Here is a 23,820-nt window from a genome sequence, read left to right on the forward strand (position 1 = left end):
AAATGGTTTGTAAGGCAGCTCCTGGATCAGGTAGGATCAACGTAGGTGACGTGTGCAACCAAATCGAGGTAATCTGAAAATTTGATATCCTTGAACGAGAAGGTTTGGCCTCCTGGATACACCCAGACATTAGAGCCATTGAGCATGTTTAGAATATCATTGCTGTAGCCGGATAGATAGTCCTGCAAAGAGCTAAAGTAGTCGTCAAAATCGCTGACATTATCATTTACTTGACCCAAGGTGGATATTTCAGACCAAGTATCGGCATCCAGGGTAGTACCATTATTGACCATCGTAGGGGGATTGGGGTTGATGGTTACCACCAGTTTACCATGTGTATCAACGGCTAATACATAGATGGTGGTAATGGTGTAATTGGCAGCATATCCGGTGGTATGGCCCCCTTCAAAATCGTAATCAATCCAGGCATCAACAGAAGTGACGTTGCGAATGGTATTGTTTTCAAAATAAACATTCGAACTGGCATCTGTACGAATGGTTAAACTCCCCCAGGTTAGGCCATGGCGATCGCCAGCCGAGGCAGATCTAGAATAGCTGAAACTCAAGACATGGTTGGTGCCATCATTAACTGTCGTAAAATTGTGAGCGCTCGTATCACTATAGTAGCCATAATGGTATTTGGCATTCAACCACCCTGCATCAAAATCTACCGTTGGAATCAAACATATTTTATACAATTCAGCACTAAAGCAATGATTGATGAAAGAGACAAAATCGGCCTTCCGCACTACACTGGTACCGTTAAAATCGGATGTTTCAGCAGTCTCTACCCAGTTCCAGGTAAAAACCTTAGGTGCGGGCAGGTGATTGTTATTGGACATCACCAGGTAGTTCAAGGTATAGTCGTAAGTTTCATCAACTGGCTTCCCGTTCTCATCGTATAGTGGCGAAATAATGAAGCTTAGATCAGTAGGAATAAGCGAAGGGCTACTGGTGTTGGGAGATTGAGGCACTACAGTATAGCCCAACAAATCTCCACCTTGTGCTTGCACTTGTTTGAAATAGGAATTGGTAAAGACCTCGGTTAGATAAATGTAAGCGGTGCTAGTCGAGGGCAAACCAACTACCGTAGGGGCTGATTCGAGTCCAGCATTGTTGAGGTCCAGATACAATTGTTGAACACTAAACATGGAATCAGGATTCAGGTTTTTGACCTGTGATTGCACACTAGCAGGCAGGCTATTGAATGCCGCCGTAGAATCATCCGTATTGAGGTCCAAATTTACGATGAAAGAAAAAACCCAGGGCGCTGGTTGATCAGCTTGCGACATGTTGGTCCAGGTAAGTACGCCCCGATTTTCCTCAGTGTTCAGGATTTGAAAGTTTTTAAAATACAGGTTGTACGTCACCATTACTGTTCCTTTATCGAATACCACTACATCTGGTAAGGAGAACAAGGAAAAACCTTCGGGGGTACCCATTGAAGCCTTAAAGGCAAAAGAAAAACCTCCCTCTCCGTATACTGTTGTGGCTGCTGTCTTCTGCGCAGGGGTTTGCTGCGCAGAATTGGGAATTGAAAAAAGATCCATCCCTGCGAGCGCAACCAGTGCGTCATAATCACCTGGAATATTTTCAGGAATGTCCCCCGGATTGTTGGGATCATAATCGGGGTTATAAACATAACAGCTGATAAATTCCTGCCCCTCATACTTGCTCAAGTATTGCAAAAGGGTGGTATTGATGGCATCCTGGGTGACCGATACGACCATGTCGTAGGCATAATCTGACAATGACAGATTAGACTGCATAGCACTCATAATGATAAGGTTTTAAGAATGAAGAATAAAATTATTTGTGTGCGGGGAGAATGGATATGACTTGTTGGTTGATCGTTTAAACGTAATGCAAAGTAAGTGCTAAAGACAAACCATATTAAGCGCAGAAATGCGCCATTTGAGAATTAGGTATTTTCACCAATCTTACCAGGTATTTTTACCTGATTTATCCTGGAGGGCTTGTTCTTACCTTAAATAGTGAATACATTTGATGCGTTATTGATCGAAAACACCTCAAATTCATCCACAATGCGCTATTTTATTTTTACTTCCTTGTTCCTGTTTGGTTTCGCTTTATTAGAGATGGGCTGTAACAATTCAGCGTCTGAACAAACTTCAACCGAGACTGAAACTGGTGACACCCTTTGTGCTGCTGATTTCGTAACAGTGCCGGACTCCCTTGCCCAATCCGATTCTGCCAAATATGCAGCCTTCATCAATGCCGTTAATATTCCAAATGGCTACAACATCAGCAATGCCAGAGTTACTCATTTTATCATCCCAGTTAGCAACATCGATACCTTAATCAAGTGGAAGGACGAGGGGAAAATTTTACCCAACGTTAATGGCGATGATTCCACCTGGGTGATGCTGGCCCTGGAAACTGATCCAAAAACCAGCTTGCAAACCATTACCCCTTATTTTGCTTGCTTTAGTAGTTTGGGCAATGGCAAAAAGGGACCAGTCGTGTACTATAGTTTGCTAAATCCCAGTAAAGTTTTACCCATCAAAGCAAATGCCGCTCAGTCCAATATGCTGGCGATGCAAAAATACATCGATGCTATGCCCAAAGGCACCTTGTTTTACCCTTATGGCTTTCAATTGCCCTGGAACGATTTGGTGGGTTTGTCTTGTAGCCTGCAAGGTGATCAGCCCAACAACAACCTGAATGGTGTGTTGGTCATCAAGGACAACAAAGAGGTCGATTATTACTTACACTCTTTTTATGCGCGGAAGTTTACCAAGCTGAGCAAGAAGCGGCCAGATGATGATGGAGATGGGGAGTATTTTGATTTTACGAGTCCTTGTCCAACCTCTTGTATACCTTAGTTAACCTCTGCTTTCGACTCACGAACACTGAAACAATATTGAAACCATGAAATCGTGGCAATTATTGATTACCAATTCATCAGAAATAATGTTGTTGATTAACATTGTGTTATCGATGATTTATTTCTGGAAAAATTGGCCTATCCTACGGTATTTCTGTGGTCTCTTATTTTTCAGCCTGATTATTCAAGCCATAGCTAAAGTGATGTGGTTGCAAAAAATGAACAATCTTTCACTATTACACTTATATACCTTGGGAGAGTTCGTGTTGATGAGTCTCTTTTATACTCAAATTTTTGATAAAAACTCAATTTGGAAGAAATACCTTGGGTGGTTGATAGGCTCGGTAGTTGTATTAATCATCGCTAATTCTATTTATTTACAACCGATTACCGTTTTTAACACCTACTCCAAAACCTTAACCCAAGTCATTTATATTGCTTATGCTGTAGTTTATTTTTGGCAAGCGACGAATAACCAGCCTAGCCCTTATCATAGTGTCCTAAAAACGATCAATTCTGCCATCTTGCTGTATTACACCGGAAGTTTATTTATCTTTATGTTTGGTAATGTGTTCTTTAAACTTGATGACTTTCACAAGATTTTTTGGGTTGCGAACGCCTTACTTTACTTGATTTTTCAACTCCTGGTGTTCACTGCAATATGGCAATTTCGGCAAACGAAATCTACTTACTCATGACGATTGGCATACTCATTATGCTCAGTCTGGCTCTAGCTTTTATTGTTTTTTTTAACCGGTCTCAACGCAAAATACTAGCGGAACAAATGCGTGTACAGCAGCTTAAACTGGAACACCAGGAAAACCTGTTGTACAACAACATCAAGACTCAGGAAGAAGAACGAAAGCGCATCGCAAAGGACCTACACGACGAGGTAGGCTCCAAGCTCAACGTCATTCACCTGAACTTGCATCGGCTGAAAAAAAATGCGGCGGCTTCGCCGGTTTTGGAAGAAACCGTCAGCGACATTTTCGGCGTCATCAACGATACCATCGATACGACGCGGCGCATTTCGCACGACCTTTTGCCACCCACTTTGGAGAATTTTGGGCTGGCGGATGCCATCAAAGAATTGTGTGACAGTTATCAACGCACTTCCGCCTTAAATTTACAGTTTGACCATGTGCAAAGCGAAGATCGGCCAATTGAAAAAATGGTCGAACTCAACTTGTTCCGCATCATTCAGGAATTGATCAGCAATTCGATCAAACACGGCCAGGCCTCCCAAATCAACATCCGCTTGTTGGCCAACAACAAAGAATTGCGCCTGGAATACCAGGACAATGGCCAGGGTTTTGACCCCAATCAAATGAACAAAAAAACGGGTCTGGGCATGCAAAACATCGAAAGTCGACTCCAAATGATCCAGGCCCAACATAGTTTGGACAGCCAGCCAGGAGCTGGTTTTTCCCTCAGCATCAAATATCCATACCCCAATGATTCACCTAGCCTTAGCCGATGATGAAGCCTTGTTTCGCAAGGGCATGAAATTGCTGTTGGAAGATTACGAAGGCCTCAGTGTCATACTCGAAGCGCAGGATGGTGAACAGCTTCTGCAACAATTGCGTCAGGCCTCTACCCTACCGGACGTCCTTTTGCTGGATATGAAAATGCCTAATCTCAATGGGGTAGACACGGCCAAAGCCTTGCTAGAAAATTTTCCCAACATCAAAATCATCGTGCTCTCCACCTATTTTAGCAAAGCCTTCATCGTCAACATGATCGAGTTGGGTGCCGGGGCTTATTTGCCCAAAAATGCTACTCCGGACGAAGTAGTGGCCACCATTCGGGAGGTGTACAACAATGGCTTCAGTTACAATCAGGCGGTATTGGAAGTCATCCGGGACAACATGTTGCAAAAGAGCAAACCCAAAATGCCCCTGTCTTTTGGGGTCGACATCACCAGTCGGGAAAAGGAAATACTCCAACTCATTTGTGAAGAATACACCACGGGCGAGATTGCCGAAAAACTCTTCATCAGCCCCCGTACCGTGGATGGACACCGGAATAATTTATTGGAAAAATTGGGTTGTAAAAATGTGGCGGGGTTGGTGGTGTACGCCATTCAGCACCAGTTGGTGAAGATTAATCCGGAGACGTTTTGGTTTAAGAAAAGGTGAAAAGGTGAAAATAGGCGGAAGAAGCTGAATACAAACGCTGCGAAAGCATTCAGGGCATGCGCAGAGTTTGAAAGAATGACGAATTTTTCGAATGACGAGTGACGAATACCCGGCACTTCGGCTACGCTCCGTGACCGGGTATTCGTCACTCGTCATTCGAAAAATTCGTCATTCCTCTTTACTGCTTAATCAATTTCTGCGCCCCAACTACCTTGCCTTTGGCATTGCGCAGCGTGAGGTAGTAAAAACCTGGAGTAAATTGTTGGGTTGACAGCACTTGGCTGTTTTGCCCAAGCCCCAACTCCAGGGATTGTTGGGATACTACCGTGCCCAATTCATTTTGTACCACCAGAATGTATTGGCCAGCTTCAGTGGTAGTGCAGATTACGGTAGTTTGGTTGGTGAAGGGGTTGGGTTGTACCCTAAGTTTTTGAATTGTTGCTGCTAATTCAAGTTGAGGCTCTAGCTTAAGTTCAGTTTGAAGTGCTTCCAGTTCAGGAATATTTTCTATTGCCAAAGTATCAGGAATGTAAGAAAGAAATACCCTCTGACTGGATTGGCCTGTAGTATCATAAAAAATATAATCTCCTAGGCGACGAGTCTCGGAAATATTTCCTGAAAACTCACCTGCGATATACATCGTATTATCCTTATTGTAGAAAAGCTGTGACAAACTTTCTTGGTCTTCCGTTCCAAAATCCCTAAGCCAATGGAAATTGCCATTCTTTTTGAATTTAATGATGGCGATATCTTCATTGCCGAAGCTAGTCAAAGTTGTATCGAAGATTTGGACTGAATCCCGATAAGTTATTCCCAAAGTCAATGTTTGCTGAGCGCCGTAACAAATTTTAGTCTTGGCATAGTTAAGTTTATCGGAAGGACAAGAAATTGCATCGATAAAACCTCCTTGTCCATTGAATCGCAGAAGATTAAGCTTTTGTCCAACAACCAAGGAAGGGGCATTATTTATCGTCGTGACTTCTCCACTTCCAAACAAAGCAACTGCTATTTCTTGTTTGTCTGCTGCAAAAGTAATTCCGGCAATTTTAAACCCAGAATGGCCAATTGTCTGATTCAGCAACTGGAAACCGTTGGAATATTCGTACTTACCAATAAACATGCTGTTCGAATCCAAGAGAGGAGTTTCTACTCCATTGACTAGCAAACTATTCCCTAGTGCCTGAGCAGCCAAAGTAATTGTGCCAGACTGGTTTTCAGAGAAAAAGAGTCCGCCCAAAGTATCTATGTTTTCAATGATTAAAACGTCTTCAATTTCCCCTTCAAGGCTTATTCTGCTTAAAAAGATACCTGCTTTTTGATAATCAGGAATGGAATCAAAGGCTTGACCCCCCAGAAACAAGCGGCCATAGTAATGTCCAGCAACAAACATAGAATTTTCTATTTTTGACAAATGGGTCACTTTTAGCAAACTGTCACTTACAATAGATAAAACAATCAATTGAGCTGTATCCTGAGAAGCAATCATAAATTCCTTGCTATTCGCTCCTTTCAAAACCGCAATGGTTTTATTTTCTCCCCAGTCTTCATGCAATAATTCAACATTTTTCATGTCTAAACTTTGCACCAAAGCAAGGTCATGACTGTAATTGTAATAACGGTTGATTTCATTCTCCTTAAACAACAATTTAGGAACCAAATGACCATTTGAACTTATTGTTGACAGGCTCAAAAAAGATTGGTCCGATACAGAATCGACCATAATTTTAAAGCGAGGATCAGCTACAGGAGCTTTTGATTCAGCGGTGAGTTCGGATAAATGGCTAACCGGAAACTGATCTTGTGGTCCAAACGGCACTGGCGGATTCAATAGCTCACCTAGCCCTTTTCCATCCCATATTTCAATGTTTTTTCCTCCAACTTTTCGTTTCTTTCCAAACAAAGGTTTGTAATCTTGTAGCCCACAGGAATAAACCCCCAGCAGCGTTTTTCCTGAAGGTGTAACTACAGCTCCTGCTTTAGCAAAATCAGGGTGAATGGCACAAGTTTGGGTACTTACCGAAGCTTTTCTAGGTTTTCCCTCACGGTCATCTAAAGACCATGGTAAAGCCAACATAATTTCGCCACACTTATTGTTTCCCTGAACTTCATTCAATGGGTTAGGCACGACAATACTTGCTTGCTCATCGCTGAGATGAACCAGTTTATAGCTATCTGTACATACCTCCACTTCGGGTATGCAGGCCAAGCGAGGATCTCGTGTAAATGCCTCCATCAAATGATTCCGATCCAAACCTCTAAATAAAGGCTCAATATGTGTTTTTAAGATTTTTTCCAATTGTGAGTCTTCAAATTGTGGCATACTCAAATACAATTGTTCGAGTTCAATCTGGTTTAAACTAAAATATGCATATGCTAGTTGAGGAAAAGATATTTTGATTTTTTCCCCTCCTGGCCCACAACAATTTCGGGTATCGGCCATATAATTAGGCGCCAACTCACAGGCATCGTAAATCTTTCCAAATGCGCCATGCAACCATGTACAATCAATGTATTCGCAGTCATCCTGGCAAAATATTTCACTTTCTCGCGCCAAAGACACCCCATTATCCTCACTAATTCGTTCCAAGGTTGTGGGGCAAAATTTTACAATATTACATCCTTTTAAGCCCTTAACGTTGTCAAGTTGCACCTCCAGTTTATCGTACGTCGCTCCGCTGGAAATAGCCATTCGACTTTTCAACATCCGCACATAAACGGCTGCCACCTGTCTTTCAGCACCAAAAGAAATAAGGTCAAAATCCCTCCTAAAACCATCGTAATCACAGTAGGTCGGAACCGCACAAAGTGGCGTAGTAGCGCTATTAAAATCAAGCTTTACAGGATACTCTTTGGTGAAATCGTGCTCATCTTCTTCACATTTAGCCTTGTACACACATACCGAAGGGTTGTCGTTTTCTTTCTTTAGTTTGACAAATTTCAAAGCAGACTCCTCTTCGGGTACAGTTACAAAAAAACTACTGCATCCATCTATCTCAATTTCATAAGAGCCCGCTTGTAAATTGTTTAGAAATTTTGGGTTGCCCGGAAGAAGCCGCTGCCCATTCACTTTAATGAGGATGGATTCCCATTTTGGGTCAAAAGTGATTGCCCCTCTATTGCCTACGGCACAAAAAGGATCGATTTTTTTTACAAAGGCTGAGATGGGGTCTCCATTAACTTGACAATCAATGATTTTTGTTACGATTTGCCCTCGTCGAATTCGTTCATTGATGCTGGCCTCATCTGGGCAAGAAGTGGTCACTTCTAGCGTAGCAGATAAAATGCCATTGATATTGCCTAATTGGCTTTTGGCCACGATGATTTCGGCACCACTGCCTAATGGGGTTATACGCCAGGCTTCAGCCCACCAGGCCAGGCCAAGTTTTGTTTGATTCAAATCAATCAATTGAAAACTTTCATCAAAGACCAAAGCTTTTAATTTGACCTTGTTGGGATCACCGGCTACGGGTTCAATGCCAATATTGGCAGTAAAACCCTCTATGCAATCCAGCCTAAATTGCTTGATCACTTCACAGCCACTTGAGTTTCGAGCTTTTACATAAAACACTCCATTATGTTCTTCCAACTCTCCCTCAGTCATGTTGATGAAATCTCCGCCCAGGCTAAATGGCCCTAACTCGTGAAAAGATTTGCCTACATTATAAAAACCAGGCTCGCTGAATGTAAAGGTGATTTTTGAATCATGGAATCTGAAAATATCAAAATCAAACGATTTTTCCATCAAATTGACTGGGTCACTGCTCAATCCACAGGTAGGAAAAGAGACAGGGTTGAGCAACAATTGGTAGATGCCCTTGCAGAGCTGGTCATCTACAAGGACATGTTTACCGGGTTTAAAGGTACGACTTGCTTTGTGGACTTGTCCGTTTTTAAGCAGTACGACCGCAACAGGGCTCTCACCAACTCCCAGGTGATTCTACCTTTACAAGTGGCGTTACAGTCGTGGTTGATTTCTCGTACCGTTACTTGGGCAGTGATGGAGTTTAGCGCCAATAAGGCGATGAGGAAGCAAATGCAACGGTGCATTAAGTTGGTTTTCATTTTACAGTAGGTTTTGATTGAAGAGCAAAAGTCTATTTGAACCGGTATCCGAGTCTTAGTGTATACCCCGGCCCCTTGTCCCAAGTCATTCCTTCAATGTATTTTGTGTTTATGTCAGTGGCTTGTTGAACCGACGCTTCTATTGCAAAGCGCCACAGGATTAATTTATACCCCACCCCTAGGCCAAAGACTAGCCGCTGCCTCAGTTGGGCTTGGAGATAGTCTTTAGGAAGATCGCGGCTATTGATCAATTGGTTCTGGTTGTAAGTTGGGTGACTGCCTGGTAATAACCCAAAAAAAGAATTGGCACTCAAAAAAAAGCCGCCACCATTTTGTTTCGCCCAAGGATAGCCACGTAGGGCAATACTGGGGCCGAGATACGCTTGAGTAGTTGAGGCATTGCGGTAATAATAATACCAGGTATAATAGGCTAGCCCAAGTTCAGCACCCAGCTTGGGTTTTAGGAAATGTTCATACCCCAAGATGAAGGCATAATTTTCGCCTTGCAGCATGAGCGAGAGTGGTTTGATTTCATGCTTTATCTGTGCACTCAAGGGAAGGCTTACTCCCCAAGCAATCAGGGCAAGTACCAGGTATTTTTTTGTTTTCATAAGCTGTGTCCTATTTTGATCGATACCCCATTGAACTTTGGCTGGATGAAGTCAGAATCCTGCGGGTCAGTACGCAGTAGGCTCAACGTATAGTTGATTTCGCCCAACCAGGAACCAAAATATTTCTTGTAGCCTATTCCTCCAGCCAGAATGAAATCGAAGTATGCAGCTTCTGCTTTGGCCAAGGCCTCGTCCTCTCGAAAATAAAATGGCGGATTTACACTTGAATTGGCAATTCTTCCAAAAGGCAGTGCAGTTGCATTCAGCCCAACAAAAAAACCTTCACTTGTCCCCTTTGACCAAATGTACCTTCTGGGCGCGACCATCAGGCCGTACTTCCAGATGGAATACACCTCAGGCAGGATGCGCGCACCGTCGGTGATGTAATAAAACCCGGGGCTGGCAAATAACCCTAACTCCAATTTTATTTTCCGAGGTAAATAAAATTCCGTACTGATGGCACTGCCAGGATTAACTCCGCTCCAAAAAAAAGGATTCCACTTGAGGTCAAGTTGTCTTTTTTGCCCTGGCAATGACGTATTGAATGTGAACATCAGCCCTTGAATGAGCAGCATGATTAGACCGAGTCTTTTGATGGAGCGCATATTCAAAAAGGTTTTTAGATGAATTTTGAGCATTACGCGGTTACTTTTGTTTCACAAACCTCTCCTTCAGCAAACACAATGTTATGGTATCCCCCACACTCAATTTCTCTACAGTGCGGATTTCCTCCAAGTGTTCCTTCTCACTGAGATCTTTGATCACCAATTCAATAGCATTTAAGCTTGGAGGTTTAGTCGTTTGATATACCCGCCAAGGGATTCCAAACTCCCTTTTTTTAGTGCCTGTTGGACGAGGATATTTGGATACGTACGGCAATTCACCGATGACAATGCTATCTCCCTCAATTTTATAAGGAGCTGGCCCTTTTTGAATTTCTTCTTGGGGCGGATAAAAAATGGCGATTTCTACCTCATTTTCTTTGAACTCAAAGTAAGGCCTCTCCAAATCCGGAAACAAACCACAATCATAAAACCATACTCCAAAAGCATCCTCATCACAAAATGGCACCGCCGCAATCTCCCCGATCCCCGTCTTCTTGGCGCTCACCTCCCGAAATGCCCCACCGTTTTCTACACGAAAAAAACGGAAGGTTTTGTTGTCGATCCCGGCATAGGTGTAGCGGCCGAGCTCGAAGTCGGGGGTGTCGGGGCTACAGGAGATGGCTGTCAATAGCGCCAGCCCAATGAATAATTGCAGTATGTTTTGCTTTTTCACGTTTGTGCGTGTTTAAAGGTTTTGGATTTAATGGATTAGCTCTTTGCGAGCGGTGTCGATGTCGATGGTTTCGATTTTGGCTAGAACTTCGTTGAGATGATTAACTAGTCTATTTTCAGCATTTTGGTTAACAGGAATATCATGCTCTGTTACCAAAATATGGCGAACCCTCGCGGCATCTGCAATAATAAAGGCAACCCGATCCTCTATCTCTTCTGGCGAAAAAACCTTGGTAAGAAATAAATCCAATTCTTTGGCATTTAAGCAAGTGTGGTTTTTGCCTGTTCGAAGTACATCATCACTAGGAATTCCTCGTAGATCCATTCCAGTAGATCGTACACTTTCGAATACGCCACGCGGCGTGGCGTTTTGTTTAAAAAAGGGCAAACACCAATCGTGATATGCAGTTTTAAAAGAATTGATCGCTTCAGAAAAAAGACTATCATCATTCACAAAAAAAGATAAGACTTTACCTCTTTGATATAAAGTATCATCTGGTTCTCCACGGTATTCTCCCAAAAATTCAATATATGGGGTCATTTTACTTAATCTCACTCCATAGGACATTTCAACAAAAGATTTATTATGGTAAGGCGCAAACCTACAAAAACAAAAATCAGTTAAATTCTCCATGGATTGCTGTACAAAACTATTTCTGTTTTGCTTACGTAAAGAATCGTCAACAGCAAAGCCTTGTTCCAGGAAAAAAGGAGTTAGTTCTTCTAACATCCCATCATAATTGAGCTTTATCATAAGCCTGTTCTTGTTTCGTTTTTAAACCAATAGGACGCAAATTTATCTCGAACATTTTTATTAATGTTTGCAAGCCCGAAAATTTCCTCTGCGTTCCTACCAACTGGTATAACTTCCCCTCCGTTTTTTAAGGCATTGAAAAAGGCCTCTTGATTGTCAGATAATACAGCTCCCCCCATTTTGCATTCAATTGCAACGAATTCGTCGTCAATGATGGTAATTCCATCTATTCGAGTCCGAAACTCTTTTCCTCCATATTTTACAATAAAACTAACTTCACTCTGCACAGTGTATCCAAAAAGAGAACGAAAACGTTCTAAGATATTACGAGCAAATGTGTTGGCCTCGGCCATCCTAGAGAGAAACGACCCTGTTTCTCTACTGTAGTTTAACCATTCAAGGAGTTTAGCTCCTGCAGGAGTTTCAAGAATTTCTGTTGCATAATCTACAGCATCGTCAAAATAAGTGAGATATGCAGCGTTCTTATGGGAGACTAATCCTTTGACAAGATCGGGATTCGCTACTAATTCAGCGATCAACGCATCATCCGCAATATCCATAAACTCCTTAAAGCTATTATCGCTGTAGAACAGCAAATCATCGAGGATGCCGTCGGGGAATTTGGCAATTTGTTCATAAACTTTAGCAGAAAGCCTGGAAGCATTTTTACCCGCACGAAGCAATTTCAGCCACCACTCGAGGTTTCGGCTACTACTAGCCAATTTGGAAATCAGGCTGGAATTGGCAATGAGGTCATCACTTAGTTTGATAAAATCGGCAACAGTAAAATCCAACTTCCCAAAAGCATTGGTGATGATCTTAGTGACATCAGGAATTAGCCCTTGATTTGCATGCAACCATTTCAAAAATGCTGTTCCTTTGCTGGATTTCAGGAATTCGTTAAACAGCCCTTCGACCTTCGGAAGCACATCTCCACCAATAGTAGTCGCCGCCGTACCGATGGATTCATTAAAGATTTTGGCTCCGGCTTGTCCCAAAACAGGTGTCACATTGCAGCTCAACACGCTGCGGAGTTCCACCTCTGATCGGAAGGGTGGTGCACTAGGGCAATTTACCGACCAAATGGATTGAACGAGTGCACCACGCCCTCCGGCCGCTCCTGCCCTGATCAGTGATCCAGCCTCTACAATGTCCAATCCTAAGCCAAGTACCCCTACAACAATTTCAAAGGTTCCTTGCCCAGCTTGACCTTCATTAACATACAATACCCCATTGGCAATAGCCGCCAGGTTGCCTACAAAAGGTACAACACTTACTAATCCTAATTTGGTATGAATTTCAGTCCGTTTAAGAAAAACTTCCCATAAAGCATCCAGGTGTTTTAGTTTTGGAAGCACTGCGCTCAATTCCGGATCAACGATTTCTTCCCAAATCCCAAGTGCACAGTTGAATTGGTAATACCTGCGGCCTACTCCAGGGTCATCGGCTACAAATACATAGGCCTTTTTCCCATTTACTTCAATCTTGTAGTACAAACCTGGATTGAGGCTATTGCTGGGTTTCCACATGTATACTTCAAGTGTACCCAACTTGCTGTAAAAGTTGACAGAACTGGCCAGTTTAACTAAATCCTCCCTACAGATCCTGTAGGTATATTCTGCCTTGGGTATACCTAAACCAGCCTCTACCAAAGTTTTGATTAAGATTCCTTTTGGCTCAGTGCTGAATCCTTTAGGGGGATCATAAATAAGATGATTGGAATAAATGGTGTATTTTAAACCACATTGGCTTGTAGATGCTGCTCTGTCGAGTTTCCCAGTATAAATTTTAAGTGGTTGTAACACTGTGGGATAAGGCGGCACTTCAAATGTAAATGCCTTGTCCTTGATGCCCAATACTTGAAAATAGCCCTTTAGATGATTGGGTTGATTGGGATCGGTTCGGGCTTCATAGCGATCACCCCAAATCCATTTTCGACCAACTTTAACCCGATACAACTTGATCCCTATCCAGGGTGTACAAGGATTAAGAGGGATTCCTCCTGGCTCGTACCGAATAGCTATCGATTCCTCCCCTTCAGTGATGGTTACTTGGGTAAAACCGGTTAAAGCTCCATCAACAAACTGCTCCGTACCTGGGCGACGAAAACGCCAAACCGAATTTTTTGGAGCCAGCATCACCTGACCTGTTGGAGCAACTACCGCGACAGGTTCAAGATGAAAACCAAGCTGGTTACAAGGCACTTGTAATTCTTCAACTTTTTCAGGCTCTTCTTCCTCAGGTTCGAGCTCAAACATGTCAGGGTCTTTAGCAGCTGCAAAGTTGTCCAGACACAGGTCATCTAGTGCAGTCAATAGGGTGCTTCCTTGAAGTCCTATATCTTGGGTAGCAACTCCATAGCCCGCACCCAAAAACGCCACATCTTGAGCCCCCGCCGGATAAGTCTTCCCATTCGGCATTTTGGCCTTGATGAACAAGAGGTCACAAGCAAGCTCAGGGCAGGAGTCATCATTCTTAAAAATATGATACCAAAACTGCAAGCCAGCTTGAGCCGCAAAACCTGCCTGTTTGTCGCTTAAATAATTGGGACACGCACAAACTTCATCATTGCTGGTGATGATCCCGGAGCCATTGCTGTAGCCAAATACCGACTCGAACCTATTCAGCGCTTGGGTCAATTGTGATTTTGGATCAACCTGCCCGCCATTTACCTCAAAAGTGTAACCTGCAAAGTCTTTTACCTTGCCATTCGCGTCACCTCTCGGCTGAGGGCAATCGTCTCTTAGTTCTGGGCTGCGCAGCGCAGGTGGTTTTTGCAGATTGCTAATCGGAATCGCAAAGAACCCATTGTCCTCAAAATATTTTTTAAGCTCACAAGCATCATTTTCAACTTCCTGGGTGTAGCTTGCCTCAGCAGTACAGTCTCCCTGCGTAACCGTTACAGTATAGGTACTTACATCGCTGCGCAGCTTGATTCTTTGGGTCGTTGCACCCGTGCTCCATTTAAAGGTGATTGCTCCTTCGGCAGTAGAAGTAGCCACGGCTTCCAGGAAGTTGTCATCCGGGCTACAGGAGCGCGGCACTGCAAAATCCTCCTTGATGGTCACCTTGAGGTCGGAGAGTTTGACGGTGTACACCGTCTTTTTGATCACCACTAGGTTTTCATCCAGGGCCATCCGGGTGAATTGGCCAGAGGTACATACTTCCTGCGTTTTTTGGCCAGGGTTGGGGAAATCGGGCCAGTAGTAGCAGTTGACCCCCGTTACATCGTCATTGCCGATGGTGGTACAATTTTTGCAGAGGGTGACTTTCACATCTTCTTCTGGAACTTCTGGCCCCAACAAACTCACCGTTACCCTGGTGATGTCCCGATCGGGATCAACCAGCGTTTTGCCACCCAGGGGGGTGCTCAGGGTAAAGTAATAATCGGCGGGGTAGGTGTACAAATGCGCCGAATCTTGCATGGGCAGGTAGAGGCTATCCCGGTGGGTGCCCCCGCCGATGTAGCGGTATACATTGGGGCCAGCCAGCGGGTCGCCCCCGCGCAGTTCGGGTGTACGGGCAGTAGTCCGGCTACCATCGTTGAAGTGGGGGAAGCCATCCCCCTCCAGCTTCATTTTTACATAAAAAGTATCGCGGTACCATTTGGGGGCAGTGGCCTCCCAGCGGATGAGCACCGAGGTATTCGGCTCAGTGATGCGAATGGTGTCTTGCAGGAAATAGGCTTCGGGAATAGTATCACAATGGCGACCCAGTACGACGGTGTTCAGAGAATCAATACAACCCGTGCTGGGTTTGCGGCGCAGCGGTTGGTAAATGCCCGGTGGCAGGGAATCAAATACCACCTCGGTTTGCCAATGTTTGCCCCCATCGATGCTGTACTCGGCAGCCACGCCCTGGGTATTGGGTCGGAAGCTGATGCGACCGCTGGCCGAGTCACATTTCACCAGGTCTTCCACACTGATGTACGCGGGCTGCTCGCTGCTGATGGGAATCAACAAACTATCTCGACACTGGAGCGAATCAATGACCAGGAAGCGGTGGCTACCCGCGGTCAGGCTATCGAAGCGGGTACTGTCCTGGGGTGCCAGGGTATCCACCTGGTAGCGTAGCGTTCCCCAGCCCGATACCGCCTGGAGTTTCACGCCAGTATTGTTGGGTTTACAGTCGTCTTGGTTCAGGTATTGAAACCCGGTGATGCGGGGTATGCGTTCGTCGACGAGTACCGCCACGGAATCCCGGCAATCCTGGTACCTGGCACGAACGAGGTAGTAACCAGCACGTAAACTGTCGAAATGGAATTGAGCTGTCGGAGTCTCGCGATTGAGCTGGAAACTAAGGGGCAGTGTCGCTCCTGCCGAACTGAGCTGGAGGGTAATCGCCGCGTTGCCGTCGATACAATCACGGTCAAAAGCCAGGGTAAAATCGTTGATCAGGTCGGTAATGATGGAATCCTGTACCACCACTTCCACACTATCCCTACAACCCAGCGTATCCACAGCATACACCCAGCGCTGCAAGCTGCTGCTGTTAAAACTGCTTGGGGCCAGAATAGCACTTTGAGGACTATCAAAATGGTAGCTCACGGTGCCTTGGGCAGCCGTGGTGCTCAAAGTAACCTGCACATTTCCCCTCACACAATCCAGCGTATCGCCCAACAAAGTATAAGTCAGCATCAATTTCGGAGGATCCAAAACGGTCACTTGAGCTATGGCTTCACAACCCTTATTGTCTATTACTGTTACAGAATACGTTCCACTGGGCAGGCCCTCAATACTGGTGCTGCTGGCTCCGGTGCTCCATACATAGATGTAAGGTGCAGTTCCACCACTTACAGTTACTGCCACCGCCGCATCAGCACTACCAAAACAGGACAATGTATCGGTTATCTCAACTTCCACTTCCAGTTGGCTGGGCTGGGTAATGGGTATCACAGGTAATATTGAGGTGCAACCTCTGGTATCGGTGACGGTTAAGGAATATAAACCCGCTCCCAGTTGGGAAATTTCGCTGGTGGTTGCTCCGGTGCTCCATGCATAGGTGTAAGGAGGCGTACCAATGTTGTTTACCGTGGGTTGAGTAGTGAGTTTTCCGTCTGTTTTGCCAAAACAACTAACATTGTACAAATTAGCCTGGAAGTTCAGGTAAGGTGTTTCATTCACCGTGATGGTATCCCTGGCGATACAGCCAATGGCGTCTTGTACTTCAATGAAATGGGTGCCCGATGGAACACTTGCGGTAGTCCCGCTCATAGTATTGCCGTTGAGTCGATAGATCAGTGGCAATTTGCTGCCACTGGCCACCACATTTAGGGTCACATTATGGCGGGTACAATCATTCAAACCACTCAGGTCGATACGGGTAATCATTGGAAGGGTTTCCGCAATCATCACCTCATCCAAGGCCAAACAGCCTTTGCTGTCCTCCGCCCGCAGTACATAAGTGCCCGAGCGCAAGCCATTCAGCACTGGATCGGGGTACAATTCTCCACTGCGGATGAGGCTAAGGTTTACGTTGCCCTGTCCACCAGTTACCGTAGGAATTACTTCAACATTATTGGCGATACAGTCGTCGATACCGTTCAGGTCGTGGCTTAGGTTAAAGGAATCCGGAACCACTACCGTTTTGTACACCACACTGCTACAACCCAACCCATTGCTCACCGTCACACTATAGGTTTGGTTTTGAGTCGGCTGGCTGATGGCAATGCTGCTAGTCGTGGCATTGTTGCTCCACAGGTAGCTACTACCACCAATGGCCGTGAGCACGGTGCTGTTCCGCCGACAAGGAATGTCGCCACCCAGGATTTGGGCCTGGGGTCGGGGGATCACCGAAACGCTGGCACCCGTACTTGCTTCACAACCATTGATGTCCTTGACCGTAACCCCAAAGCCCGCCGAAGCGTTGAGCACCTGGGTAATCGTGGCGCTGGTTTCGTTGGTACTCCATCGGTAACTTGTTGCAGTTGTGGAAATGGCCGTAAGTAGCACTGAGCCCGTACCACACAATGGTCCAGTGGGTGCTCCCGCAATTTGCACCACCGGCAAGGCATTTACCCTCACGGTGCGGTTGTAAATGGCCGAACACCCTGCTGCATTGGTCACCGTCACTTTGTAAGTCGTGGTGCTCGTAGGGTTCACCGTGATATTGGCTCCCGTTGCCCCATGCTGCCAGGCATAGCTGCTGCCTCCCGTGGCCGTCAAAGTGGTGCTTTGGCCCGCACAAATGGTGTTGATGCCTTCAATGTTGGGCACTGGCAGTGGATTCACTGTGATCGTGTGGCTGGCACTGGCACTGCAACCCGTTCCATTGGTCACCGTGACGGTGTAGGTAGTCGTATTTTCTGGACTGCCGCTGATGGTACTGGATGTCGCCCCGGAATTCCAGGCATAGCTACCTCCTCCACTGGCGCTTACACTAAAACTTGCACCCCTACAAATCGAGGTATCCCCAGTGAAACTGATCTGAGGCAGGTTGCTCTGGGCCGGCCCCGTCACTGGTACCGTTTGGCTGAGGCTACAACCCCGACTGTCATTGACCGTCACATTGTAAGTCCCTGCCACTAAGCCCGTCACACTGGCGCTGGTGGCTCCCGTGCTCCACAGGTAGGTATAAGGTGCCATGCCACCCGTAGGGCTGGTGGAAATGCTCCCCGTGGCTGCTCCGTAACAAATCACATTTTGTACCGTAGGACTGGGAACAGCCAAGGCTGGGGTTTCTGCAATAGTGAACACCATCGTATCCCGACAGGTGCTCACCACATCCCGAATGATGGCTTTGTATTGCCCATTGTTCAGATTGGTGAACATGTTGCTTGTGCCCTCCGTTTTGCCAGTCACTACATACCGCAGGTTGCTCGTAGGTCCATCCACCTGAATAGTGGCTTTGACATTGTTCAGGCTACAATCATTCAGCGTAGCTGCATCCAGCAATACCCCAGTGATTTCTTTGGCCTTTTCATCAATGACAATGGTTTTGTTGATGGTGCATTGTTGAGTGCCGAGGCCCCCAAAGTTGTAAGTCAATTCCACCAGATTGGAACCATGCCGGAATCCGGGCAGGGTGTTACTCAGGTTCCAGGCACCACCATTGACGCGGTATTGTTTGGTGCTGCCCCAAATGGAATTGAGCAATTGAACTTGAGCAGTTACATTGCCCAGCGCACAATCGCTCAAGCCGTCGATGCCCAACACGCCCGAGATTTCCGGATTCTGACGCTCCTGACCATTAATCGAACCCGACCAAATGGTACAGCCGTTGGCGTTGCGGGCTTGTAGGTCGTATTGCCCCACTCCATGGGTACTCAGCGGAAAGGCATTGGAATTTTGCCAGGTGGTGTTGCGGTTTACTTCCCGAAATTGCAAGCCATAATTGTTGCCGTAAGGGTGAAAAACCGTCACCTGCGCATTGTTGTTCAGGCAGTCCTCCCCACCTTGTACCCGCAGGCTGTCCAAGGTAAAACCCAGTTTTTCATCAATAACCACTGTGCGGCGATCAATGCAGCCGCTCCGACTTTGGTACACCTCAAAAGTGTAAGTTCCGCTGGATAAATTAGTGAAAATCCCTGTACTGTTGTTTTTGCTGGCCGACAACCAATAGGTCGCCGCCATCGGGCTTTTGAGGCTGATGGTCACTCTGGCATTCCCAGCGGTACAATCTTTGTCATTGCTGATGACGGTGGCATCAATGCGTGGAAAATTGCTTTGTTCCCGAATGCTGTCCGGCCAGGCTACAATGCTGGAGGTACAAGTAGGTTTTTGGATTTGTGCCTCCACATTGACGGCCATCCGCGTCAAATTCCGAAAGATGGCTGAGTCTTGCCAGGCCCCGCCATTCAGGCGGAATTTCAACCCTTCCTGGCTCCCGCCAGTGTGCAACACCTGAAATTGGGCATTGCCCACCACGCAGTCATTTTCATTGGCTTTGCTCAGTCCAGTAATGTTCACACTTCCGGTTTCAACCAGGGCAAAGTTTTGGCTACTCAAACAGCTGCCATCGGCCCGGGCTACTTCGACCAAATAATTCCCCGCTGGGCGGTTTTGGAACAAATTGCCTTCCTGCCAGGCCCCACCATTGATCCGGTATTTGACTCCAGCTACGGACTGCACGAGGTATACCGTAAATCCGGCATTGCCAATCACACAATCGTCGTGGCCATAAGGAGCAATGGATTCAATTTGGGGTGGGATGATTTCGTTCAAGGCGATGGTATCGGCAGCAATGCCAACCTGGCAAAGCCCGGTGCTGCGAATGGCAATGTGTTTGTTGCCATTGTTCAAAGCACTAAACCCGGCGCTGTTTTGCCAGCCTTTGCCTTCCACAAAATATTCCAGGCCACTGCTCACGCTGGGTTCGGTGCGCAGTTGTAGGCTGATGTTGCCCAGGGTACAATCAGTCAAATTGCTGGCATCGGCGCCGAGCAGGCTGACACTGCCGTGTTCGCTGAGGCTGATCAGGGTATCCCGATAACAGGAGGGCAGGTAGGCAGAGCGAGCGCGGATGTGCAAAGTCCCATCGGGTAGGGGACCAATCCACTGGCCGGGGTTGTACCAGCCGCCACTGTGGTTGAACTGGATTTGGGCATCGGAGCCCTCAGGTACAAAGACCCGGATTTCGTTGTTGGCGGGGGTACAGTCGGTATCTTTGGCGCGTTCCAGACCCTGAATCCTGGGGATGCTCAATTCGGAAACAAATTGAGTGGTATTGCTCTCAAAGCAGCCGCTCAAACGAGCTGCGAACTGGTGGGTCAGCCAGGGAGTGACATTGCTGAAAGTAGTACTGGACTGCCAAGTACCACCATCCATCTGATATTGGACACCTGCCGTGGGGATACTTTCAGGTAAGATTATACTGGCGTTGATGTTGTTTTCAAGGCAATCGTCGTTCCCACTGAGGGCGATATCTAGAACTGGATTTTGGCTGTTGGTCGTGACAATAATGTCCGTTTTTTCTGAATATACACTGTTGCAGGGTGTTTCAACGATCACACTATACGTACCTGCGGGCAGGTTTACAAAACTATAAATGGAGGTATCGACAACGATGTTTCCACGAAGTACATTGTTCTGGTCGTACAACTTGAAACGCCGTGGCATGGTACTGAAATTCGTGGAGCGATCGGTCACTACGATCCGTCCGGTGCTGGTGTTACAAGTGCCGGGATAAGGTACTGCCTCAATTTGAGGGGTAACTGGCGTGTAAAAAAAACCAACGGATTCTCTTTTGAACTCGGCAACCCCATTGGTGTATTTGCGTTGAACCTCAACCCATTGACCCGTAGCTGGTATCGATATATGGTAGGGAGTTTGGTTGCCCCCAAAACAACAAGCCCAGGATTCTCCGTCCCAATATTGGTAGGTGTAGGGATAAGATTCAGTTGTATCCTTATCGATTTTGCCGGTCCCCCCAGGGCATACCAGGCCAGGAGCTTCGGTGCCGATGGTGTTGATATTTTGAGCACCAAGGCTAAAAAAGGTCAATACAAAAATGCTCAAAAACAAAAAACGGGTCGTCGTCTTATTCATGACTCAACAAGGTTTAATTCTGCAATAGTTGTATTACAGCAATAATTTTACATTTCCAGCACCACTCATCATGGTGTAGATCAATGAATACAATAATTTTCAAGCCTAAGCACGAGCACGTCCGGGCAGGACACACCATACCTAAGTCATTGATTGTAAAGCACACTAAACTCTCGATAGCTTTGAGGGATTGTTTTTCCGTGGAGAAAACAAGCCAGTGTTCTTGCGATTAAATTGAACTAATGCATTTACTTTTTGCGCAATGCGCTGTTGTAATTATTTGGCACTGCAAATACATAAAAAAAAAAAAACGCTGTGCAAGTTTCCTAGGTTATTTTTTCTTTAAATCAACAAAATATATTTGATAGGTGAAATTTGGGCTGGTCAGAATGAATAGAATAACGAGTTTTTCGAATGACGAATACCCGGCATTTCGGCTTAGTTCGATTTGGCTTACTTCGACTTCGCTCAGTGCCTAGCTACGCGAATCACGGCAAAAAAAGGTTTACTGTATTGTCTTTCAAATCTACCCCAGATAGTTGTAAGCGTAAAGATTCCTGAATCAAATAGTAGAGTTTTTGGCAGGCCATTTCATACGGCAGCCCCTCTGGACGAATATTCGAGATACAATTCCGTCTTTCATCCGTCAAACCCGGTTGCGGTGCATAGGTGAGGTAAGCGCCCATGCTGTAGGGAGAACTCAGTCCCGGCCTTTCACCAATCAATACAATGACCAATTTGGTGTGAAGCAAATGCCCAATTTCATCACCAATGGCCACCCGCCCCTGCTCAACAATGGTAATTGGGGCAATGTGGTATTTGGCTTTTTGCAAAAGAGGAAGCAAACGTTTTACCAAAGGAAGTGCATGCTGGTTAATCGCCGTAGCCGACAATCCATCAGCCAGCACAATCGCGATATCCGTTTCCATCGCTGGAAGTTCTTTCAAAAGCGCCACCGAGTCTTCGTTTAAACTCCGCCCCCAATCGGGCCGTTGCAAATAAACCGGGCGGGAGGCCGCCCGACTGTGCAGTTTTAGATAAGGCATGGCAAGCTGCATCAGCCTCTGCTCCAATTTTGGCCAGTCCAACTGAGAATACACCGCATCTTTGGCATGGGCAAAAGCCAATTTAAACTGCAATACTTCTTTCAAAGGGATAGCTCCACCCGTATGCCCCAGCGCAATGCGGGCATCGGTATAGGTTTTGAGCGAATGCCAGGGATCTGGCGCCACGGATTTTGAGTACTGTTTTTTTTTCAAATGATGCCTTTAATTATGCCAAAAGTAAGTGATTGGGCCTTAGCGGCAATTTCTGGCCTTTTTCATCCAAAATTCCTTGTGCCAAAAGCCATTGTTCAAACTCTGGCGCGGGCTTTTTGCCCAACACCTTGCGCAAATATAAGGCATCGTGAAAAGAAGTAGACTGGTAATTGAGCATGATGTCGTCGGCACCGGGAATACCCATGATAAAATTGCAGCCAGCTACACCCAATAAAGTCAGTAGCGTATCCATATCATCCTGATCGGCTTCAGCGTGGTTGGTGTAACAGATGTCGGCACCCATGGGCAAACCGAGCAATTTTCCACAAAAATGATCTTCCAAGCCAGCCCGAATGATTTGTTTGCCATCGTAGAGGTATTCCGGGCCGATAAAACCAACGACGGTATTGACCAGAAAAGGGTCAAATTTTCGCGCCACTGCGTAAGCCCTCGCTTCGATGGTTTGTTGATCTACACCATGATGAGCATTGGCGGAGAGTGCCGAACCTTGTCCCGTTTCAAAATACATGACTTGCTGGCCGATGGTCCCTCGTTTTAAAGCCAAACCTGCTTCGTAAGCTTCTTGTAAAATGCCGAGGGTAATGCCAAAACTTTGATTGGTTTTTTCCGTCCCACCTATCGATTGAAAAACCAAATCTATGGGTGCGTCCTGGATGATTTGCAGGGCAGTCGTGACGTGGCACAACACACAACTTTGGGTGGGAATCTGGTATTTTATTCGCAAATCATCAATCATGTGGAGTAAGGTGCTCACCGCCGCCGGACTATCGGAAGCGGGATTGATGCCAATCACCGCGTCGCCACTGGCGTATAGTAGCCCGTCGATGATGCTGGCGGCAATGCCCTTGGGGTCATCGGTGGGGTGATTGGGTTGTAAGCGGGTTGACAAACAGCCGCTGAGACCAACCGTAGTGCGAAAGCGGGTGACTACCCTGCATTTTTGAGCCACAGCAATCAAATCCTGGTTGCGCATCAACTTGCTCACGGCTGCCACCATTTCGGGCGTCAAACCTGCTACTAACCCATGAAGTGTAGCACCATCTGCCTGCTCACTCAACAACCAGTCCCGCAGCTGCCCCACTGTAAAATGGCTGATGGGCGCAAAAGCCCCCTGGTCGTGTTCATCGAGGATAAGGCGGGTAACGTCATCCGTTTCGTAAGGGATGACGGCTTCATTCAGAAAAGTTTTTAGGGGCAAATCGGCAAGTGCCAATTGAGCCGCAATTCGCTCTTCAAAGCCTTCTGCGGCCAAACCCGCCAATACATCTCCACTCCGTAAGGGACTCGCCTTCGCCAATAAGGTTTTTAAGTCTTCAAAGAGATACACTCGATTGGCGATGGTGTAGCGGTAGGGCATGGCAGCCG

At 46.1% G+C, this 23,820-nt stretch carries 13 protein-coding genes; 3 read left to right on the top strand and 10 right to left on the bottom strand.

Going from position 1 to position 23,820, the window contains the following annotated elements; genetic code table 11:
- Window positions 1-26: 26 nt before the first annotated feature.
- Complete coding sequence (locus ACEW9O_RS20050) at window positions 27-1,778, bottom strand: hypothetical protein (protein ID WP_373551979.1); 1,752 nt, start codon at window positions 1,776-1,778, stop codon at window positions 27-29.
- A gap of 267 nt (window positions 1,779-2,045) precedes the next feature.
- On the opposite strand from ACEW9O_RS20050, the gene ACEW9O_RS20055 reads away from it, so the two are divergent.
- The 3 genes from ACEW9O_RS20055 to ACEW9O_RS20065 all read left to right on the top strand — a co-directional run bounded on the left by ACEW9O_RS20055 (window position 2,046) and on the right by ACEW9O_RS20065 (window position 4,986).
- Window positions 2,046-2,846: a hypothetical protein gene (locus tag ACEW9O_RS20055; RefSeq protein ID WP_373551980.1), complete on the top strand. Its 801-nt coding sequence runs from the start codon at window positions 2,046-2,048 to the stop codon at window positions 2,844-2,846.
- Between the two features lie 696 nt (window positions 2,847-3,542).
- A complete protein-coding gene (locus tag ACEW9O_RS20060; protein WP_373551981.1) occupies window positions 3,543-4,328 on the top strand; it encodes a sensor histidine kinase in 786 nt (261 codons plus the stop codon).
- Window positions 4,303-4,986, top strand: coding sequence for a response regulator (locus ACEW9O_RS20065; RefSeq protein WP_373551982.1), 684 nt, complete (start codon window positions 4,303-4,305; stop codon window positions 4,984-4,986). The genes ACEW9O_RS20060 and ACEW9O_RS20065 overlap by 26 nt, the downstream gene beginning before the upstream one ends.
- Before the next feature lie 178 nt (window positions 4,987-5,164).
- Here the strand turns inward: ACEW9O_RS20065 and ACEW9O_RS20070 are convergent, their stop codons facing one another.
- The 9 genes from ACEW9O_RS20070 to ACEW9O_RS20110 form a co-directional block, all read right to left on the bottom strand.
- Entirely contained in the window at window positions 5,165-8,728 is a 3,564-nt protein-coding gene (locus tag ACEW9O_RS20070) for a T9SS type A sorting domain-containing protein (protein ID WP_373551983.1), read from the bottom strand.
- A gap of 89 nt (window positions 8,729-8,817) precedes the next feature.
- Window positions 8,818-9,048: a hypothetical protein gene (locus ACEW9O_RS20075; RefSeq protein WP_373551984.1), complete on the bottom strand. Its 231-nt coding sequence runs from the start codon at window positions 9,046-9,048 to the stop codon at window positions 8,818-8,820.
- Between the two features lie 32 nt (window positions 9,049-9,080).
- Window positions 9,081-9,659, bottom strand: a complete 579-nt coding sequence (locus ACEW9O_RS20080; RefSeq protein WP_373551985.1) for a hypothetical protein — start codon at window positions 9,657-9,659, stop codon at window positions 9,081-9,083.
- A complete protein-coding gene (locus ACEW9O_RS20085) occupies window positions 9,656-10,264 on the bottom strand; it encodes a hypothetical protein (RefSeq protein ID WP_373551986.1) in 609 nt (202 codons plus the stop codon). The genes ACEW9O_RS20080 and ACEW9O_RS20085 overlap by 4 nt, the downstream gene beginning before the upstream one ends.
- Before the next feature lie 40 nt (window positions 10,265-10,304).
- On the bottom strand, window positions 10,305-10,937 hold the full coding sequence (locus ACEW9O_RS20090; RefSeq protein ID WP_373551987.1) for a hypothetical protein: 633 nt from the start codon (window positions 10,935-10,937) through the stop codon (window positions 10,305-10,307).
- Window positions 10,938-10,964: 27 nt separating this feature from the next.
- Complete coding sequence (locus tag ACEW9O_RS20095) at window positions 10,965-11,690, bottom strand: hypothetical protein (protein WP_373551988.1); 726 nt, start codon at window positions 11,688-11,690, stop codon at window positions 10,965-10,967.
- Window positions 11,687-21,175: a hypothetical protein gene (locus ACEW9O_RS20100; RefSeq protein WP_373551989.1), complete on the bottom strand. Its 9,489-nt coding sequence runs from the start codon at window positions 21,173-21,175 to the stop codon at window positions 11,687-11,689. Before ACEW9O_RS20100 ends, ACEW9O_RS20095 begins: the two co-directional genes overlap by 4 nt.
- Window positions 21,176-21,663: 488 nt before the next feature.
- Complete coding sequence (gene eutC / locus ACEW9O_RS20105) at window positions 21,664-22,434, bottom strand: ethanolamine ammonia-lyase subunit EutC (RefSeq protein ID WP_373551990.1); 771 nt, start codon at window positions 22,432-22,434, stop codon at window positions 21,664-21,666.
- Window positions 22,435-22,447: 13 nt separating this feature from the next.
- Window positions 22,448-23,812: an ethanolamine ammonia-lyase subunit EutB gene (locus tag ACEW9O_RS20110; protein ID WP_373551991.1), complete on the bottom strand. Its 1,365-nt coding sequence runs from the start codon at window positions 23,810-23,812 to the stop codon at window positions 22,448-22,450.
- Window positions 23,813-23,820: the final 8 nt, after the last annotated feature.

It is taken from the genome of Haliscomenobacter sp., assembly GCF_041740695.1.
Classification (GTDB): Bacteria; Bacteroidota; Bacteroidia; order Chitinophagales; family Saprospiraceae; genus Haliscomenobacter.

What these genes read in the sequence shown, in the direction of transcription:
- ACEW9O_RS20050 (WP_373551979.1), bottom strand. Translation starts at nt 1,778, where the DNA reads ATGAGTGCTATGCAGTCTAATCTGTCATTGTCAGATTATGCCTACGAC.
- ACEW9O_RS20055 (WP_373551980.1), top strand. Translation starts at nt 2,046, where the DNA reads ATGCGCTATTTTATTTTTACTTCCTTGTTCCTGTTTGGTTTCGCTTTA.
- ACEW9O_RS20060 (WP_373551981.1), top strand. Translation starts at nt 3,543, where the DNA reads ATGACGATTGGCATACTCATTATGCTCAGTCTGGCTCTAGCTTTTATT.
- ACEW9O_RS20065 (WP_373551982.1), top strand. Translation starts at nt 4,303, where the DNA reads ATGATTCACCTAGCCTTAGCCGATGATGAAGCCTTGTTTCGCAAGGGC.
- ACEW9O_RS20070 (WP_373551983.1), bottom strand. Translation starts at nt 8,728, where the DNA reads ATGGAAAAATCGTTTGATTTTGATATTTTCAGATTCCATGATTCAAAA.
- ACEW9O_RS20075 (WP_373551984.1), bottom strand. Translation starts at nt 9,048, where the DNA reads ATGAAAACCAACTTAATGCACCGTTGCATTTGCTTCCTCATCGCCTTA.
- ACEW9O_RS20080 (WP_373551985.1), bottom strand. Translation starts at nt 9,659, where the DNA reads ATGAAAACAAAAAAATACCTGGTACTTGCCCTGATTGCTTGGGGAGTA.
- ACEW9O_RS20085 (WP_373551986.1), bottom strand. Translation starts at nt 10,264, where the DNA reads ATGCGCTCCATCAAAAGACTCGGTCTAATCATGCTGCTCATTCAAGGG.
- ACEW9O_RS20095 (WP_373551988.1), bottom strand. Translation starts at nt 11,690, where the DNA reads ATGATAAAGCTCAATTATGATGGGATGTTAGAAGAACTAACTCCTTTT.
- ACEW9O_RS20100 (WP_373551989.1), bottom strand. Translation starts at nt 21,175, where the DNA reads ATGAATAAGACGACGACCCGTTTTTTGTTTTTGAGCATTTTTGTATTG.
- ACEW9O_RS20110 (WP_373551991.1), bottom strand. Translation starts at nt 23,812, where the DNA reads ATGCCCTACCGCTACACCATCGCCAATCGAGTGTATCTCTTTGAAGAC.